The sequence below is a fragment of the Prolinoborus fasciculus genome (genome assembly GCF_056724605.1).
The window spans coordinates 53,508-70,379 of sequence record NZ_JBWZQN010000004.1 but is presented as its reverse complement, the minus strand read 5'-3'; the positions used below and the strand labels follow the sequence as shown (position 1 = coordinate 70,379).

At 45.5% G+C, this 16,872-nt stretch carries 15 protein-coding genes; 7 read left to right on the top strand and 8 right to left on the bottom strand.

Features of this window, described 5'->3' with window-relative positions; translation table 11 throughout:
* Positions 1-28: 28 nt before the first annotated feature.
* The 5 genes from benE (at position 29) to pcaD (ending at position 4,812) form a co-directional block, all read left to right on the top strand.
* The gene (benE, locus tag AC1P5O_RS01640) at positions 29-1,249 is read left to right on the top strand and encodes a benzoate/H(+) symporter BenE (protein WP_305157790.1); all 1,221 of its coding nucleotides are present in this window, start codon (positions 29-31) and stop codon (positions 1,247-1,249) included.
* A gap of 37 nt (positions 1,250-1,286) precedes the next feature.
* Positions 1,287-1,958, top strand: a complete 672-nt coding sequence (locus AC1P5O_RS01635; protein ID WP_153566399.1) for a 3-oxoacid CoA-transferase subunit A — start codon at positions 1,287-1,289, stop codon at positions 1,956-1,958.
* Between the two features lie 19 nt (positions 1,959-1,977).
* Positions 1,978-2,634 carry a 3-oxoacid CoA-transferase subunit B gene (locus tag AC1P5O_RS01630; RefSeq protein ID WP_153566398.1) on the top strand — a complete coding sequence of 219 codons (657 nt, stop codon included), beginning with the start codon at positions 1,978-1,980 and terminating at the stop codon, positions 2,632-2,634.
* Positions 2,635-2,767: 133 nt separating this feature from the next.
* Complete coding sequence (pcaF, locus tag AC1P5O_RS01625; RefSeq protein WP_153566397.1) at positions 2,768-3,973, top strand: 3-oxoadipyl-CoA thiolase; 1,206 nt, start codon at positions 2,768-2,770, stop codon at positions 3,971-3,973.
* Positions 3,974-4,032: 59 nt separating this feature from the next.
* Positions 4,033-4,812, top strand: a complete 780-nt coding sequence (gene pcaD / locus AC1P5O_RS01620) for a 3-oxoadipate enol-lactonase (protein ID WP_153566396.1) — start codon at positions 4,033-4,035, stop codon at positions 4,810-4,812.
* A gap of 74 nt (positions 4,813-4,886) precedes the next feature.
* On the opposite strand, the gene AC1P5O_RS01615 is transcribed toward pcaD, so the two are convergent.
* Together AC1P5O_RS01615 and AC1P5O_RS01610 are read right to left on the bottom strand one after the other, a co-directional pair.
* Positions 4,887-5,774: a DMT family transporter gene (locus AC1P5O_RS01615; RefSeq protein WP_348942050.1), complete on the bottom strand. Its 888-nt coding sequence runs from the start codon at positions 5,772-5,774 to the stop codon at positions 4,887-4,889.
* Between the two features lie 145 nt (positions 5,775-5,919).
* Entirely contained in the window at positions 5,920-6,366 is a 447-nt protein-coding gene (locus AC1P5O_RS01610; RefSeq protein ID WP_148334757.1) for a GNAT family N-acetyltransferase, read from the bottom strand.
* Between the two features lie 406 nt (positions 6,367-6,772).
* Between AC1P5O_RS01610 and AC1P5O_RS01605 the strand changes: the two genes are divergently transcribed.
* The gene (locus AC1P5O_RS01605; protein ID WP_148334758.1) at positions 6,773-7,840 is read left to right on the top strand and encodes a zinc-binding metallopeptidase family protein; all 1,068 of its coding nucleotides are present in this window, start codon (positions 6,773-6,775) and stop codon (positions 7,838-7,840) included.
* 190 nt (positions 7,841-8,030) lie between these two features.
* Here the strand turns inward: AC1P5O_RS01605 and AC1P5O_RS01600 are convergent, their stop codons facing one another.
* Both AC1P5O_RS01600 and AC1P5O_RS01595 read right to left on the bottom strand, forming a co-directional pair.
* Entirely contained in the window at positions 8,031-9,200 is a 1,170-nt protein-coding gene (locus tag AC1P5O_RS01600) for a thiolase family protein (protein WP_148334759.1), read from the bottom strand.
* An 83-nt stretch (positions 9,201-9,283) separates the two neighbouring features.
* Positions 9,284-11,065: an acyl-CoA dehydrogenase C-terminal domain-containing protein gene (locus AC1P5O_RS01595; RefSeq protein ID WP_168386890.1), complete on the bottom strand. Its 1,782-nt coding sequence runs from the start codon at positions 11,063-11,065 to the stop codon at positions 9,284-9,286.
* Positions 11,066-11,564: 499 nt separating this feature from the next.
* On the opposite strand from AC1P5O_RS01595, the gene AC1P5O_RS01590 reads away from it, so the two are divergent.
* Positions 11,565-12,170 carry a TetR/AcrR family transcriptional regulator gene (locus AC1P5O_RS01590; RefSeq protein WP_004280405.1) on the top strand — a complete coding sequence of 202 codons (606 nt, stop codon included), beginning with the start codon at positions 11,565-11,567 and terminating at the stop codon, positions 12,168-12,170.
* 94 nt (positions 12,171-12,264) lie between these two features.
* On the opposite strand, the gene AC1P5O_RS01585 is transcribed toward AC1P5O_RS01590, so the two are convergent.
* The 4 genes from AC1P5O_RS01585 to cysK all read right to left on the bottom strand — a co-directional run bounded on the left by AC1P5O_RS01585 (position 12,265) and on the right by cysK (position 16,786).
* Positions 12,265-12,459 carry a heavy-metal-associated domain-containing protein gene (locus AC1P5O_RS01585; RefSeq protein ID WP_005100179.1) on the bottom strand — a complete coding sequence of 65 codons (195 nt, stop codon included), beginning with the start codon at positions 12,457-12,459 and terminating at the stop codon, positions 12,265-12,267.
* A 78-nt stretch (positions 12,460-12,537) separates the two neighbouring features.
* Positions 12,538-12,948 (bottom strand): Cu(I)-responsive transcriptional regulator, encoded by a 411-nt coding sequence (gene cueR, locus AC1P5O_RS01580; protein ID WP_171260757.1) that lies wholly within the window; start codon positions 12,946-12,948, stop codon positions 12,538-12,540.
* Positions 12,945-15,638, bottom strand: coding sequence for a heavy metal translocating P-type ATPase (locus AC1P5O_RS01575; RefSeq protein ID WP_034619146.1), 2,694 nt, complete (start codon positions 15,636-15,638; stop codon positions 12,945-12,947). The genes cueR and AC1P5O_RS01575 overlap by 4 nt, the downstream gene beginning before the upstream one ends.
* Before the next feature lie 191 nt (positions 15,639-15,829).
* On the bottom strand, positions 15,830-16,786 hold the full coding sequence (gene cysK / locus AC1P5O_RS01570; protein WP_499005530.1) for a cysteine synthase A: 957 nt from the start codon (positions 16,784-16,786) through the stop codon (positions 15,830-15,832).
* Positions 16,787-16,872 lie beyond the last annotated feature (86 nt).

Below are 16,872 nucleotides of genomic sequence, written 5' to 3'. Positions count from 1 at the left end.
TGGTTCGACGCAAGGAGGCACATCACCAATGAACACCCTGTTTCAGACATTAAAAAATGATTGGTCCATTTCAGCCACTGTTGCAGGATTTTTAGCAGTCCTGATCTCCTATTCGGGGCCACTGATCATTTTTTTCCAGGCGTCGCAGCAAGCCCAAGTTTCCCCGGACATGATGATTTCATGGATTTGGGGAATTTCTATTGGTGCTGCGCTCGCAGGTATCTTTTTATCAATTAAATACAAAATACCTGTCGTCACCGCCTGGTCTGCGCCCGGAACGGCTTTATTAGTCACGCTGTTTCCCGACATTTCGCTCAATGAAGCGGTTGCTGCCTATATCACCTCTGCCGTGGTGATTTTTTTCATTGGGATTACCGGTTATTTCGACAAGTTGCTGTCCTGGATTCCCCAGGAAGTGGCTGCCGGGATGATGGCAGGGATTTTACTGCAGTTTGGTTTAGGGCTGTTCACCGCGACCGATACCATGCCCTATATCGTCTTTGGCATGCTGGCGGTATTTTTGCTGGCCAAGCGTTTCAGTCCACGCTATGCCATGGTCTGGGTGCTGATTGCCGGTGTGGTTTTAAGCATGCTGCTGGGCAAGATTAACCCGGTCACGGCAGATTTCAGTCTGGCGATTCCGCAATTTATTGCACCGGAATGGACCTGGAGTTCAACCCTGAATCTGGCCCTCCCGCTCATTCTGGTCAGCCTGTCTGGCCAGTTTTTACCGGGAATGGCGATTATCAAACTCAGTGGTTATGACATGCCCGCTAAGCCAATCATAAGCGCAACCAGTATTGCCTCGCTTGCAGTGGCCTGTGTAGGTGGTATTACCATCGTATTGGCCTCGATCACAGCTGCATTGTGTTTAGGCAAAGACGCACACGAGCTGAAAGAAAAGCGTTATATCGCCGGCGTGGCCAATGGGCTTTTTTATATTTTAGGCGGCTTATTTGCCGGCAGCATTGTCATGCTGTTTAGCCTGATGCCCAAAGAGTTGATTGCGGCTTTGGCAGGACTGGCATTACTGGGTGCGATTGCTACCAACATTTCCGTGGCCATGGGCAAAGAATCACAACGTGATGCAGCACTGATTACCTTTTTAGCGACTGCTTCCGGCATGCATTTCTTGGGACTGAGTTCAGTCTTTTGGGGAATTTGCATTGGCTTAGTCGCACATTTTCTGCTGTCACAGAAAAACCGTAACGCAGTTCCGGTTACAGCATCAGATTCAAAACGAGTTTAAAGACATCCATCAGTTTAGGATATGTAAGGACCAGATTATGATAGATAAAAGTTCATTATCATTGAAAGAAGCACTCTCCCAGATCAAGGACGGTTCTACCATTATGATCGGTGGTTTCGGTACAGCGGGTCAGCCTGCTGAACTGATTGATGGTCTGATCGAATTGGGTATTAAAGACCTGATTATTGTTAACAACAATGCCGGTAATGGCGACTATGGTCTGGCGAAACTGCTTAAAGCGGGTGCTGTTCGTAAAATCATTTGCTCTTTCCCGCGTCAGTCTGATTCCTGGGTATTTGACGAGTTGTATCGTGCTGGAAAAATTGAACTGGAACTGGTACCACAAGGTAATCTGGCTTGCCGTATTCAGGCGGCTGGTATGGGTTTAGGTCCAATCTACACGCCTACCGGTTTTGGTACCTTGCTGGCTGAAGGCAAACCGACCATGAACTACGAAGGTAAAGACTACGTTTTAGAAAATCCGATTAAAGCTGACTTTGCCTTGATTAAAGCTTCTAAAGGCGATCGTTGGGGCAATCTGGTCTATCGAAAATCTGCGCGTAACTTCGGCCCGATTATGGCGATGGCAGCAGATGTGACCATTGCTCAGGTATCAGAAGTGGTTGAGCTGGGCGTACTCGATCCAGAGCACATCATCACCCCGGGAATTTTTGTTCAACACGTTGTTCAAGTTAAACCTGCACAATAATTGGCATCGGAGATAAATAATGAGCTATAGCAAACTGACCCGTGACCAGATCGCTGAACGTGTGGCACAAGACATTCCTGATGGTGCTTATGTGAACCTGGGTATCGGTTTACCGACCAAGATTTCCAGCTACCTGCCAAGCGATAAAGACGTCTTCCTGCATTCCGAAAATGGTCTGTTGGCGTTCGGTCCTCCTCCCGCTGAAGAAGACCGTGATCCTGAACTGATCAATGCTGGCAAAGAATTCGTGACCTTACTTGAAGGCGGTTGTTTCTTCCATCATGGTGATTCATTCGCGATGATGCGTGGCGGTCATTTAGACATCGCCGTATTAGGCGCGTTTCAGGTCGCTGAAAATGGTGATCTGGCCAACTGGCATACTGGTGCTCCAGATGCAATTCCAGCAGTCGGCGGTGCGATGGATCTGGCTGTGGGTGCCAAGAAAGTCTTTATTACCACAGATCATGTGACCAAAAAAGGTGAGCCAAAAATTGTGGCTGAACTGTCTTATCCGGCTACAGGCCTGAAATGTGTCGACCGTATCTATACCGACCTATGCGTGATTGATGTCACGCCTGAAGGGATGAAAGTGATTGAAAAAGTCGAAGGTCTGTCATTTGAAGAATTGCAGTCATTGACTGGTGCCAAACTGATTGATGCGACTCAATCAAATTAAGGGGAAGTCCCTCCTTTATTAAAGGAGGGACTTAGGGAGGATTTGAGGAATAAAACTACTTCATTAAATCCCTCCCAACCTCCCTTTAAAAAGGGAGGAGTTTTCTTCTTTTAAATATGTGAGCAAATACACAATGAAAAACGCATATATTATCGATGCCATCCGTACTCCATTCGGTCGTTATGCCGGTGGCCTCGCGCCTGTCCGTGCAGATGACTTAGGTGCGCTGCCAATTAAAGCGTTGATGGAGCGCAATCCAAGTGTGAACTGGGAACAGGTCGATGACGTGATCTATGGCTGTGCCAATCAGGCCGGTGAAGACAACCGTAACGTCGGTCGTATGTCTTCTCTGCTTGCAGGCTTACCTTATCAGGTGCCAGCGACGACCGTGAACCGCCTGTGTGGTTCATCGATGGATGCCATCGCAATGGCAGCACGTGCGATTAAAGCCGGTGAAGCGAATCTGATTATTGCTGGTGGTGTAGAAAGCATGTCACGCGCCCCATTCGTGATGGGCAAGTCAGAAACGGCGTATGGCCGTAGCCAAAAGATTGAAGACACCACCATGGGCTGGCGTTTCATCAACCCGAAACTGAAAGAAATGTACGGTGTGGAAACCATGCCGCAAACCGCTGAAAATCTGGCGGAGCAGTTCAACATCAACCGTGCAGACCAGGATCAGTTTGCCCTGACCAGCCAGCAACGTACCGCAGCAGCGCAGGCCAAAGGTTTCTATAAAAATGAAATCATTCCTGTGGTGATTCCGCAGCGTAAAGGCGAGCCGGTGGTTGTCGATACAGATGAACATCCACGTGCCTCTACCACTGCAGAAGCTCTGGCAAAACTGAAACCCGTGGTCAAAGCAGATGGTACGGTAACGGCTGGTAATGCTTCAGGGATTAACGATGGTGCAGCTGCCCTGTTGATCGCGTCTGATGAAGCAATTGCTCAACATGGCTTAAAACCACGTGCCAAAATTATTGGTTCAACCGTCGTTGGTGTTGAACCACGCATCATGGGCTTTGGTCCAGCACCTGCCATCAAGAAACTATTGGCGCAAACCGGTCTGACTTTAGAGCAGATGGATGTGATCGAGTTGAATGAAGCCTTTGCTGCTCAAGCGTTGGCATGTACCCGTGACTTGGGTATCGAAGACGGTTCAGAGAAAGTCAATCCAAACGGCGGTGCAATTGCCTTGGGTCATCCACTGGGTGCATCTGGCGCGCGTTTAGTGACAACTGCATTGAACCAGCTGGAACACACTGGTGGTAAATACGGTCTTTGTTCAATGTGTATTGGTGTTGGTCAAGGCATCGCTTTGATTATTGAACGCGTCTAACAACCTATTAAAAAGATAAACCTCCTCCCTTTTTTAAAGGGAGGTCGGGAGGGATTTCAATGCCAACTTTTACATCCAAAGATGCCCAGATCAATTACCAGACCTTTGGTGATGCAAAGAATCCGGCTCTGGTTTTTTCTAACTCATTGGGCACCAAATTCAGCATGTGGCAGCCACAAATTGAATTTTTCCAGCAGGACTATTTTGTCATCTGTTATGACACGCGTGGTCATGGGTCTTCCTCTGCACCACAAGGTCCATATAGCCTTGAACAGTTAGGTCAGGATGTGGTCAATTTGCTGGATCACCTGAACATCCAGAAGGCCGCTTTCTGTGGCATTTCTATGGGCGGTTTAACCGGTCAATGGTTAGCGGTTAACAAACCTGAACGTTTTAGCCACGTGATTATCTGCAATACGGCTGCCAAGATTGGTCAGGAACAAGCCTGGCTGGAACGTGCCGCGCTGGTGCGTGAACAAGGTCTGGCTCCGATTGCATCGACTGCAGCATCACGCTGGTTTACCGATCCCTTTGTCCAAAGCAACGCAGCGACAGTTGCAGAACTTTCAAACGACCTTGGAGCTGGCAGCCCGGAAGGTTATGCAAGTTGTTGCGAAGCTTTGGCTAAGGCGGATTTACGTGAACAGATCAAAACGATATCAGTGCCGGTACTGATTGTGGCCGGTCAGCAAGATCCAGTGACGACAGTTGCAGATGGACAAGCCATGCAAGCTGAAATTGCACAAAGCCAGTTGTTTGAAATCAATGCTTCGCACATTTCCAATATGGAACAACCAGAAGCCTTTAATCAGGCGGTTCAGAAATTTATTGCTGCTTAAACAATAAATGCAAAGAAAAAGCCACTGTTGATCAGTGGCTTTTTTATGCTTAGATTTAAAAAACTGGTTCTACATCAGGCCCAGATCACTAAAATCGCTGCAATCACTACTAAGCCCAGACCCCAATGCTCGGTACGTGCCAGTTTATCTTTAAAGAAATATGCAGAAATCAGCATACTAAATAGAATCTCAATTTGTCCCAAAGTTTTCACGACCGGCACACTCATCATGCTCATGGCAGTAAACCAGCCGAGTGATGCTATAAAACTGCACACACTCACTTTAAAAGTTAAGCCCAGACGTTGCCACATGGCTTGCAAGGTTTGGCGGCTAAACAGGCTGAGATAGATCAGCATACTGATACACTGAAAACCGATCACTGAGACTAGCACCCATGAAGCACGGTGTATGGTGGGTAGCATCGGTAATTCCAGACTTGCTTCACGCACCAGTAACGAAGTAATGGCGAAACTTAAACCACTGCCAATCCCAATCGCTAAAGTCTTGGTAGACAAGCCTGTCAGCTGACTACCTTTACTTAGCAGGAAAACTGCATAGCCCCCCATCAGCACACCCAGCCAGGCCAGCACAGACAAATGATCAGACAGGAAAATTACCCCGATAATAGCCGCCAGAATGGCTTCACTTTTTGCTAGCCCTACGCCAATTGCATAATTTTTCTGTTTAAACAGCTGCACCATCAGGGCAGTTGCCAGAATCTGGCTGATGCCGGCAATCAGGATGTAGAACCAGTATTTCGGGGTGAAATGCACCACACTTTCAACTGGCTTGAAATAATACAGGCTACTCAGGTACAGCGCAGCAAATGGCAATCCAAAAATAAAGCGTGCCAGGGTGACTCCCCACACATCAACCGTGGTGCTAAGCTGTTTTTGAAAGGCATTACGCCAAGCCTGCATAAATGCAGCTATTAAAGTAAAAAAAATCCAGCTGAATGCCATCTACTGATCGCTATTACTACAAAAGTGAATTAATTCTATGCCTTAACAAAAGGACTGACTAATTAAAAATAGGATGCAGGCCGATAGCAGAAAGTTTGCCTTAATTTGGAAAGATTCCAGCGGAAAAAACAATTTTATTTTTCTCTTAAAAATCCCGATAATCCTTTCGCATCGGGATAAAACGGATTCCATGTTCTTCCGTATATTGTCCTGTTTCCACAAAACCAAAGCGCTTGTAAATATCCAAGGCATAAAGACTGGATTTTACCGTAATAATTGAATGGCCTTGACGGCGGATCTCGCTTTCTAAAAAGTGCCACATTTGCCGGCGGCCATAACCCTGCCCCTGATAGACTTGGTTCAGGAAAAAATGCATGAAGTGTGCAGGTTCCATATAAGCCACGACGCCTATCACCTGATGGTCAATTTCTGTCACAAAATAATGAATGTCCGGACGCTCGAAAATGGTCTGGATCATCTCAGGCTGAAAGCGCTGGCGACCTTCTTCCGAACTGATCACGGCATCGACAAAGGGTGCAATCACATCGACAATGGCACGAGTATCCTGAAGATTGGCTTTTCTAATTTTCATGTTTTTTTTAATTCCTCTTTATTAGCTTGCTCACATTAAAAATTTTTTATTCTTAAAAGTTAGCTGTTCTTGAATGGACTTCCCCCAAATTTAAAAACCGGTCGGAATATTTGGTAATATCCTTCAATACGCCTTGTCCGTGTTTTTAAGATGGCAACTCACTCTATTTAAAAATTTATTTATTTAAAAGCTTGTTTAACTATACTTTTTTATTAAAACAAAGATTCAATTAATGTTTCATTTAATATCAAGCAGCCTATATTTACAATTCATCCATATAGAATTTTCAATGAAATTTTTATGATGTTTCTTTATCAGGAAGAAATTTAGGTAGGCATTCTGAACCTTTTTTCGTGTTCATCATCGATAAACATTTTAGGTCGTTCGCTTCCCTACAGGGAGTTTAATGAAACATTTTGAATGTGCCGTCTGCAAGCAACAGCTGTTTTTTTACAAATCAGTTTGTGATCACTGTCTGTCACCGATCGGTTATATCGCTTCGGAAAAAGAGCTATGCGCATTCGAAAAACAGAGTGCTGAGCGATGGGTTCCAATCGCCAAAAACTACCAGCATGTCAGTTATAAACCCTGTCACAATTATGTAAATTATCAGGTATGCAACTGGATGATTCCCAGCGATGAAGATGAGGAATTTTGTGAATCCTGTCAGTTGACCCATGTCATTCCTGATTTGGAAAATTCCGAAAACCTGATTTACTGGTTTCGACTGGAAGAAGCCAAACGTCGATTCCTGTATTTGGCCCAGCGCATGAACATGATGCCACGCCCTAAAAAGTCTGAAGATGATCCATTTGGTCTGCGTTTTGATTTTCTCCTGCCCCAAGAAGATAAGCCTGTTTTAATTGGTCATGCCAATGGGGTCATTACCCTAAATGCAATTGAAGCCGATGTAGTTTATCGGGAAACTACACGTGTAAATATGGGTGAAAACTACCGGACTTTATTAGGTCATTTTCGCCATGAAAGCGGCCATTATTATTTTGCGCTCATGCAACATATGCATCCGGAATTGCTAGATGAATTCCGTCAGTATTTTGGCGATGAGCGGCAAGACTACAGCAAGGCACTTGAACGCCATTATAACGAAGGCGCACCAATCAACTGGCAGGAAAAGTATATCAGTGCTTATGCCACCGCCCATCCCTGGGAAGACTGGGCAGAAACCTGGGCACATTATCTGCATATGATGGAAACACTGGAAACTGCCTACTATGGTGGTATGCGTGTCGAAGGAAATGGCAGCTATCTGGCCAGTATGGATTTTAAAGAATGCCCGATTGGTGGACAGGATTTTGAACACATTCTAGAAAATTGGGTCACCTTGACCTTTAATCTGAATGCCTTAAACCGTTGTATGGGCCTGGAAGATGCCTACCCGTTCAAGCTGAGCGAAGCAGTAAAAGACAAGTTACGATTTATTCACCGGCATGTGCTAGAAAAAGTTTTTAAATAATTTAAAAAGTAATTTTTATAGTAAAAATATAGATGGAATCGGATCAGCAAAGTCTGAAAATATTGATTTTATTGTGTATTTTAAAAATTAATATGATTTAAAGAATCCCTGCTCCTGGCGAACCAAGAGCAGCAACTTTTGAATGAATCAGTATTGAGTTTGCTACCTAAATATACGATTTAGGATGGGCTTAAACCAGTTCCACAGCAATCGCAGTCGCTTCCCCACCACCGATACATAAAGATGCAATGCCTTTCTTGCCGCCAGTACGTTTTAAAGCATGAATCAGGGTCACAATGATACGGGAACCAGAAGAACCCAGTGGATGACCAAGTGCACAAGCACCGCCATTAATGTTCACTTTCGCTGGATCAAGTTTAAAGCCATCAATGGCCAACATGGTCACCATGGCAAAAGCTTCATTGATTTCCCAAAGATCGACATCCTGAGCATCCCAACCCGTTTTTTTCAGGACTTTTTCAATCGCACCAACTGGCGCAATGGTAAATTCTGATGGATGCTGCGAATGGCTGGCATAGGCCACAATATTAGCCAGCGGCTTTAAGTTGCGCTGCGCGGCAATTTCACTCGAGGTAATCACCAGTGCCGAAGCACCATCAGAAATGGAGCTGGCATTTGCCGCAGTAATGGTGCCGTCTTTTTTGAACGCTGGACGCAAGGTTGGAATTTTGTCAACCTTGGCATTTAAAGGCTGTTCATCCTGCTCTACTACCACATCGCCTTTACGGCTACTGACATTGACTGGCACGATTTCATCTTTAAAGAAGCCTTGCTGAACGGCCGTGACCGCTTTATTTAATGAGCCAATTGCATAGTCATCCTGCTGCTCACGGGTATAGCCCTTTTTATCCGCCATTTCCTGAGCAAGAATTCCCATCGACAGACCGGTTTCCGCATCTTCCAGACCTTCCTGGAACATGTGATCAATGACTTTTCCATGCCCCATACGGAAACCGGCACGTGCCTTGTCCATTAAATATGGCGCATTCGACATGGATTCCATCCCGCCTGCAACTACAATCTCTGCTGAACCGGCCTTGATCGCATCTGCTGCCTGCATCACGGCTTTCATGCCAGAACCACAAATTTTATTGATGGTGGTCGCACCAGTTGAATCCGGTAGACCTGCCTGACGCATGGCCTGACGTGCCGGACCCTGTTTTAAACCGGCTGGTAGTACGCAGCCCATGATCACTTCATCAATATCATTGGCCGCCAATCCTGCACGTGCCACTGCTTCCTTGATCACCACAGCACCCAAATCTGGCGCGGTACAGCTTGACAATGAACCTTGAAAGCCGCCCATCGCGGTACGTACTGCATCTACAATTACGATCATTTTAGTTTCATCCTTTTTCATCATTGTTATCAACCCTACATAGCCAAAGCGCTGTAGGGCTGGTCCTTCGCAATCATTGCGGGTTAAGCCTGTGCGGTAAAATAGTCTTCAGGCAACTGCATCACCAGTTCCGCACCGGCTTGAATACGTTGGATTCGTGCACTCAAATCCGGAAGTATTTTGGCCACATAATAGTTGGCCAGTACCAGTTTGTTCTGGAAGTAGCTGTCGTCTTTGGCTGCAGCGGCTTTGCTAATCCGCGCATACATATAGACAAAACTGAGCAGACCAACCGCATGTAAATAATCGACAGCAATCGCGTTGGCAAAATCAGGGTTCAGCTTAGACTGCTCGACGATGAATTTGGTGATATCTTCAAGTTGTTGGCAGGCTTCTAATGTCGCCGTTTTAATCGTCAATGAATCATCTAAATTTTGGGCAAATTCACGGATTTCAGCAATATATTCCGCGATATAAGTCCCATTACATTTGGTGGTTTTACGCCCAATCAGGTCAATCGCCTGCACGCCATTGGTGCCTTCATAAATCTGTGAAATACGCAGGTCACGAATACACTGTTCCATGCCCCATTCACGGATATAGCCATGACCACCGAAGCACATTTGCGCTTCCAGTGCAGAATCCAGTGCCTTGTCGGTCAAATAAGCTTTGGCGATTGGCGTTAACAGCGCCACACGGTCAGTCGCTTTACGCACCGCTTCAGGGTCGGTTGAGTATTTGGTGATATCCAGCTGTTGACCGACATACACCGCAAAAGCACGTGAAGCTTCATTGTTAGCACGTACATTGAGCAGCATACGGCGTACATCGCCATGGACTAGAATTGAATCGGCTGGTTTTTCTGGAGATTTTGCACCAGTTGATGCACGGCCCTGTAAACGGTCCGTCGCATATTGTGCCGCATTCTGGTAGGCAAATTCTGCTGCACCAATGCCCTGAATTCCCATAGACAAACGTTCGTAGTTCATCATCACGAACATGCCGGCCAGACCTTCATTTTCATTGCCAACCATATAGCCCTTGGCGCCGTCAAAGTTCATGACGCAGGTCGCCGAGCCTTTAATTCCCATTTTATGTTCGATTGAACCGGCAGATACTGCATTACGCTCACCCAGTGATCCATCTGCATTGACCAGGAATTTCGGCACAATAAATAATGAAATACCACGTGAACCTGCTGGTGCATACGGTGTTTTCGCCAGTACCAGATGAATGATGTTTTCACTCAGATCATGCTCACCGCTGGTAATAAAAATTTTGGTGCCGGTAATATTGTACGAACCATCTTCATTTGGTTCAGCTTTGGTCTTGATAATGCCAAGATCTGTGCCGGAATGTGGTTCAGTCAGACACATGGTGCCTGACCATTCACCCGTATAGAATTTTGGTAAATAAGTTTCTTTCTGTTCCTGTGAGGCGCGGTCATTGATCGCCATACCTGCACCCACAGTGAGTAGCGGATAAAGCATGAAAGATGGATTGGTGCTCCAGATCATTTCATCCGCCAGAACCGTGAGCATTTTCGGCATGTTTTGCCCACCCCATTCTTCAGGAGCACCCAAGCCTACCCAGCCACCTTCTGCAAACTGTTTAAAGGCTTCCTTGAAACCAGCCGGCGTAGTCACCTCACCGTTTTTAAACTGAGCACCACCTTCTTCATCAGCAGGACGATTCAGGTCAAGAATAACATTCTTGGAAAATTTGGCCATCTCTTCCAGAATTGCATTTGCCGTCGCCATATCTAAATGTGCAAAATTTTCATTACCTTGCCAAAATTGTTCCGCATGGAATACGTCATTTAAAATAAATTCCATGTCTTTTAGCGGCGCATTATAAATCGGCATTTTTAAATTCCTTAAAGGGTGATACTCAATCCTGTTGCCAAATATTTTCTAATTTTCATTAGAATCCAGACAGGCCATTTTAAAATCGTGATATCCAATTCCTGCAGTGTTAAATCTATATCTAGATTCATAAAGTTGCATTGAAAATCACGTCTTCATGTTCAGTATGAGTGACTGAATATGCCAGCTTAATATTGATCTACTTTCCGTACTAAACCCTGATGAATATGGGCTTAAAACAGTCAAAGAATCTAGCTTCGTGCGCTGAAACAATAAAATAATTATACTGAAAATGGAATTTTATTTAGCAAAGTTGATCTCTAGGGTTCAGTTTTCTTGACAATATTTCTGTCTGCTCAGCATCGCTATTTTTATTTGTCAGCAGTTGCTGCATAAATATACAAAATGAGATAAATATCACGACCTTAGTTTTATAGCCATCGCGTGCAAAATTGCATATTCTTGAAAGGTTCTTTTTCGAAAAGTATGGACCAAGAAGATGACGACTGTAAGACAGCAGAACTTCCTTCTTCGTAAAGAGAAGATCCTGAGCATGGCGGAAAGCCTGCTACTGGATAATAATCAGGACATTACCCTGAGTGAGCTGGCCAGTGAACTGGACATCGCAAAAGGAACCATCTACAAACATTTTAAAAGCAAGAACCAGTTATATTTAGAACTGATTATTCTGAATGAAAAAAGAATTCTAGAAATATCAAAAAAGCATAATAACGATATTAAAAATTATGTTTCACAATATATGCTCTATCACATGCTCAATTCAAACCGAACCATCCTGTTGCATGTCATTGAAGAGCGTTTAACCAATAACGAAAAAAATCTGAAAGAGTTATTTCAGGAGCTTTATCGTATTCGTGAAGAACGAATTATCCGGATTAAAGACATCACCCATGATTATCTGGTGGCTTTAGAAAGTGCCATGTCGATTCGCGATTATTTATCGTATATCTGGACAGTCACCTATGGCGCTTCGCTGTTATTAAATTCGACCAATTACCAAAAAGCGATTGGATCACGCGAACGTTTGATTAAGCTGTATATTAATCAGGCGCTGATGACGCCAGATAAAATCTCATCGGTATGATCACTAGAATAAAAAATGCCTGATTCAATCAGGCATTTTTTATTTGGCTGTATGATTTCATATGATCATTAAGAGTGATCTAACACGACAACGATCAGGCTGCCACAGGCGGGAAACCATCTTCGGTTAAAGCTGCCACAATCTCAGACTCACTGACTGTCGATTCAACTTCAACTAGCTTAGTCGCCACATCAATATTCACAGTGGCATTTTCATCCAGATCTTTAATCGTAGCCGTGACACTGCGCGCGCAGCCACCACAAGTCATATTTTCAATACGGAATTTCATGTTTAGCTCCATAGGATCGGTTTAAAGTTTATAGGATTCAGCAGACTATATTTAACCTAAATTTAATTGAAGATCAGGTCAGTGCTGCTCAGGAATGATACCCTGTTCAATCTGTTTTAAAATCTGGCAATCGGACTGTTCATTGCCGGCACACTGCTCAACCGATTGCTGTAAAATTAATAGCATATGCTGCATATCGGCAATTTTCTGTTGTAAAAACTGGATATGTTTTTGTGCCAACTGTTTGACCTCACTACTTTGGCGTGAGCTGTTCAGCCACAGGCCGAGTAATTCTTTCATCTGCTCTGAAGAAAAGCCCAGTTCACGTGCATGCTGGATAAAACTTAAGGTTCTAATGTCCGCGTCACTATAAACCCGATAACCTGTATCACTGCGTTTCGGAGCCGGCAACAAGCCGATTTCTTCATAATATCGGATCATTTTTGCAGAGATGCCGGACCGTTTTGCGGCCTGACCAATATTCATCATACTGACTCCTTAAACTGCACCGGTTGATAAGCTTTTAATCTCAAGGCATTACTAACCACAAACACAGAGGATAGTGCCATCGCGCCTGCGGCAAACATTGGTGATAACAGAATGCCCCAAAACGGATACAGTACACCTGCGGCAATCGGAATTAACGCAATATTGTAAACAAAGGCCCAAAACAGGTTCTGTTTGATATTGCGCATGGTCGCCTGACTCAAGCCGATGCCTGTCGCCACATGCTGTAAATTGCCTGACATCAACACCACATCGGCTGCTTCAATCGCGACATCAGTGCCGGTACCAATCGCCATACCGACATCGGCCTGTGCCAGTGCCGGCGCATCATTGATTCCATCCCCGACAAAAGTGAGCACGCCGTATTGCTGCTGGAGTTGTCGTACGGCATCGACTTTTTCATGCGGCAAGACTTCCGCAATCACCTGATCGATTTTCAGCTGTTTGGCAATCGCCTGCGCAGTATGCTGATTATCACCCGTAATCATCGCTACTTTAAGGCCTTGGTCATGCAAGGCCTGAATCGCGCTATAAGTAGTCGGTTTAATCGGGTCAGCGACAGCAATAATCGCAGCCAGCTTTTGATTAATCGCTACATATAAAGGACTGCGGCCCTGATCACCGAGCTTTTGTGCAGTAGCTCTAAACAGATCGACATTTAAGCCCAAGTCCTGCATCAGACGTTCTGCACCGATATGCAGCTGCTGACCAGCAACCTGTGCTTTTACCCCTGCACCAGTGATCGAATCAAAATCGGTCACTTTACTCAGTTGCAGTTCTTGCTCACGAGCAGCCTGAACAATGGCGTGGGCAATCGGATGTTCTGACTTGGCCTCCACTGAAGCGACGAGCTGTAATACGGTCTGCTGATTAAAATCTGCAGTGACTTCAAAGTCGGTCAGCAGCGGTTTTCCCTCAGTTAAGGTTCCGGTTTTATCCAGCGCGACGACTTTGGTTTGTTGCAGCAACTGTAAAGCTTCACCCTTACGGAATAGCACGCCCAGTTCTGCTGCACGTCCAGTTCCGACCATAATTGAGGTAGGAGTCGCCAGTCCCATCGCACATGGACAGGCAATAATCAGTACGGCGACTGCATTTACCAAGGCGTAGGTCAGATTCGGCTCAGGCCCAAACAGGAACCAGACCATAAAGGTCAAGGCCGCTAGCGCCATAACAGCCGGCACAAACCATAAAGTCACTTTATCAACCACGGCCTGAATCGGTAATTTTGAACCTTGTGCCTGTTCCACCATCTGAATAATCTGCGCCAGTACCGAATCCTGGCCGACCGCAGTAGCCTTGATTTGCAAGGTTCCGTTCTGGTTTACCGTACCGCCGACAACCTGATCACCAGCCTGTTTGGCCACAGGTAAAGGCTCACCGCTAATCATCGCTTCATCGATATAACTTTGCCCGGCAACCACTTCACCATCGACGGCGACTTTTTCACCCGGGCGGATTTCAATCAGCATGCCTTGTTGTACATCGGCAATTGCCAGATCAACCCAGTGATTATTTTGTTGCACTCGGGCTGTTTTCGGCTGCAAACCGACCAGATACTGAATCGCTTCCGAGGTTTTACCTTTGGCTTTAGCTTCCAGATAACGCCCCAGTAAAATCAGCGCGACAATAACGGCGGCCGCTTCAAAGTACACATGCACGGTGGACTGCGGTAACAGCTGTGGAAAAAAGGTCGCAATACAGGAAAATCCGTAAGCTGCAATGGTTCCGACTGCGACCAGAGAATTCATATCTGGTGCCAGACGTAATAAAGCTGGAATACCATGCTGATAAAAACGCCGTCCCGGAATAATCAGCACCAAAGTGGTCAGTACAAACTGCAGATACCAGCTGTTCTGGGTTCCCAGCGTATGGGCAATAAAATGATGAAATGCCGGAATCAGATGCGAGCCCATTTCCAGAATAAATACAGGCGCTGTCAGAATGACTGCAAGCCATAAATCTCGTTTCAGTTGTGCCGTTTCATTGGCTTTCTTTTCCTGAAAAGCACCATGACTATCTGCCGACATATCCGTACCGGATTTTACTGTAGCCTGATAACCGGCTTTCTCCACAGCAGCAATCAAGGCCGGAATCTGGGAATGTAAGGCTTTCACCCAGGCCGTTTCGGTGGCCAGATTGACCTGTGCTTCGCTGACACCTTCTACTTTCAATAAAGCTTTTTCCACACGTGCCACACATGAAGCGCAAGTCATGCCTTCAATAGCCAGTTCAATGCGATCGCTCTGAATATCAAAACCGGCTTTTTGCACGGCTTGAGTCAGCTTGGACAATGGCACAGAATTGATCGCACTCACATGCGCCTTTTCAGTGGCCAGATTCACTTGTGCATCCAACACGCCTTCCACTTTTTTTAGGGCTTTTTCTACGCGAGCCACACAGGATGCACAGGTCATCCCTTCAATGTTCAAATCAAACTGTTGCGTCGGTACATCGAAACCGGATTTTTCAATTGCTTGAACCAGCGCAGCGGCAGCAATCGGCTGCTGGCTTTTAATAAAAGCTTTTTCAGTCGACAGGTTGACAGATGCCTCGACCACACCTTCAATTTTTTTCAAGGCTTTTTCCACCCGAGCGACACAGGAGGCACAGGTCATACCGCCAATCTGCACCTGCTGCTCATATAAGCGGTTGCTGTCTTGTTCTACCATGCCCATCTCCATGCCTCAACTCACTGTTGATGTTATAGCTTAAACATTCCCATCATGGTAAGGTCAAGTCCTTCATCTGACTATTTTAAAAATAATGCAGCGTCCTGCTGCGATTTAAAACTACCCAATAAAAAGCCCGAAGATGACTTCGGGCTTGTCTAACAGTGTTTAAAATATAAAATGCATCAATGTTATTCAGCAGAAATATCTTCAAACAGGATCGAAGACAGGTAACGTTCACCACCATCTGGCAAAATCACCACAATATTTTTACCGGCATTTTCAGGGCGAGCCGCCAATTGGGCTGCTGCTGCCATAGCCGCGCCACTTGAAATACCGACCAGGATACCTTCCTGAGCTGCTGTTTTACGTGCCCACTCGACTGCATCTGCACTATGAATGGCAATCACTTCATCAACGAGGTCTAGGTCCAAATTGCCTGGAATGAAGTTGGCACCGATCCCCTGAATTTTATGTGGTCCAGGTGTAATGTCTTCACCGCGTTTGGCCTGACCAATAATTGCAGACTCAGCAGGTTCCACCGCCACAGAATATAAAGGCTTGTTTTTCACTTTTTCAAAGTAGCGTGAAATACCGGTAATGGTTCCACCCGTTCCGACACCTGCGACCAGAATATCGACATTGCCCGCAGTCGCTTCCCAGATTTCTGGGCCCGTGGTTTCTTCATGAATTTTAGGGTTGGCCGGATTTTCAAACTGTTGTGGCAGGAAATATTGTTCAGGGTTCTCATTCAGCAAACGTTCTGCCTCTTCAATCGCGCCCTTCATACCTTTGGCCGGATCAGTCAAAACCAGATTGGCACCCAATGCTTTCACCACCTTACGGCGTTCAATACTCATGCTTGAAGGCATGGTCAAAGTAATGTCATAACCTTTGGCCGCGGCAACAAAAGCCAATGCAATCCCGGTATTGCCGCTGGTTGGCTCGACAATATGCATACCGGGTTTGAGTTTGCCAGATTTTTCAGCATCATTAATCAACGCGACACCAATACGACACTTGACTGAAAATGCCGGATTACGGCTTTCAATTTTCGCAAGTACCGTGGCCGGAGCGGAAATCACACGATTAATACGAACAAGCGGTGTATTTCCAATCGCGTCTGCATTATTACTATAAACCGCTATACCTAAATTATTAGGTGTTGGAAAAGCTGAATCTGTACTCATGATGATATCCCTGATGTTATTGGTTCAAGTCGCTTAAACATCAT

What these genes read in the sequence shown, in the direction of transcription:
- benE (WP_305157790.1), top strand. Translation starts at nt 29, where the DNA reads ATGAACACCCTGTTTCAGACATTAAAAAATGATTGGTCCATTTCAGCC.
- AC1P5O_RS01635 (WP_153566399.1), top strand. Translation starts at nt 1,287, where the DNA reads ATGATAGATAAAAGTTCATTATCATTGAAAGAAGCACTCTCCCAGATC.
- AC1P5O_RS01630 (WP_153566398.1), top strand. Translation starts at nt 1,978, where the DNA reads ATGAGCTATAGCAAACTGACCCGTGACCAGATCGCTGAACGTGTGGCA.
- pcaF (WP_153566397.1), top strand. Translation starts at nt 2,768, where the DNA reads ATGAAAAACGCATATATTATCGATGCCATCCGTACTCCATTCGGTCGT.
- pcaD (WP_153566396.1), top strand. Translation starts at nt 4,033, where the DNA reads ATGCCAACTTTTACATCCAAAGATGCCCAGATCAATTACCAGACCTTT.
- AC1P5O_RS01615 (WP_348942050.1), bottom strand. Translation starts at nt 5,774, where the DNA reads ATGGCATTCAGCTGGATTTTTTTTACTTTAATAGCTGCATTTATGCAG.
- AC1P5O_RS01610 (WP_148334757.1), bottom strand. Translation starts at nt 6,366, where the DNA reads ATGAAAATTAGAAAAGCCAATCTTCAGGATACTCGTGCCATTGTCGAT.
- AC1P5O_RS01605 (WP_148334758.1), top strand. Translation starts at nt 6,773, where the DNA reads ATGAAACATTTTGAATGTGCCGTCTGCAAGCAACAGCTGTTTTTTTAC.
- AC1P5O_RS01600 (WP_148334759.1), bottom strand. Translation starts at nt 9,200, where the DNA reads ATGATCGTAATTGTAGATGCAGTACGTACCGCGATGGGCGGCTTTCAA.
- AC1P5O_RS01595 (WP_168386890.1), bottom strand. Translation starts at nt 11,065, where the DNA reads ATGCCGATTTATAATGCGCCGCTAAAAGACATGGAATTTATTTTAAAT.
- AC1P5O_RS01590 (WP_004280405.1), top strand. Translation starts at nt 11,565, where the DNA reads ATGACGACTGTAAGACAGCAGAACTTCCTTCTTCGTAAAGAGAAGATC.
- AC1P5O_RS01585 (WP_005100179.1), bottom strand. Translation starts at nt 12,459, where the DNA reads ATGAAATTCCGTATTGAAAATATGACTTGTGGTGGCTGCGCGCGCAGT.
- cueR (WP_171260757.1), bottom strand. Translation starts at nt 12,948, where the DNA reads ATGATGAATATTGGTCAGGCCGCAAAACGGTCCGGCATCTCTGCAAAA.
- AC1P5O_RS01575 (WP_034619146.1), bottom strand. Translation starts at nt 15,638, where the DNA reads ATGGTAGAACAAGACAGCAACCGCTTATATGAGCAGCAGGTGCAGATT.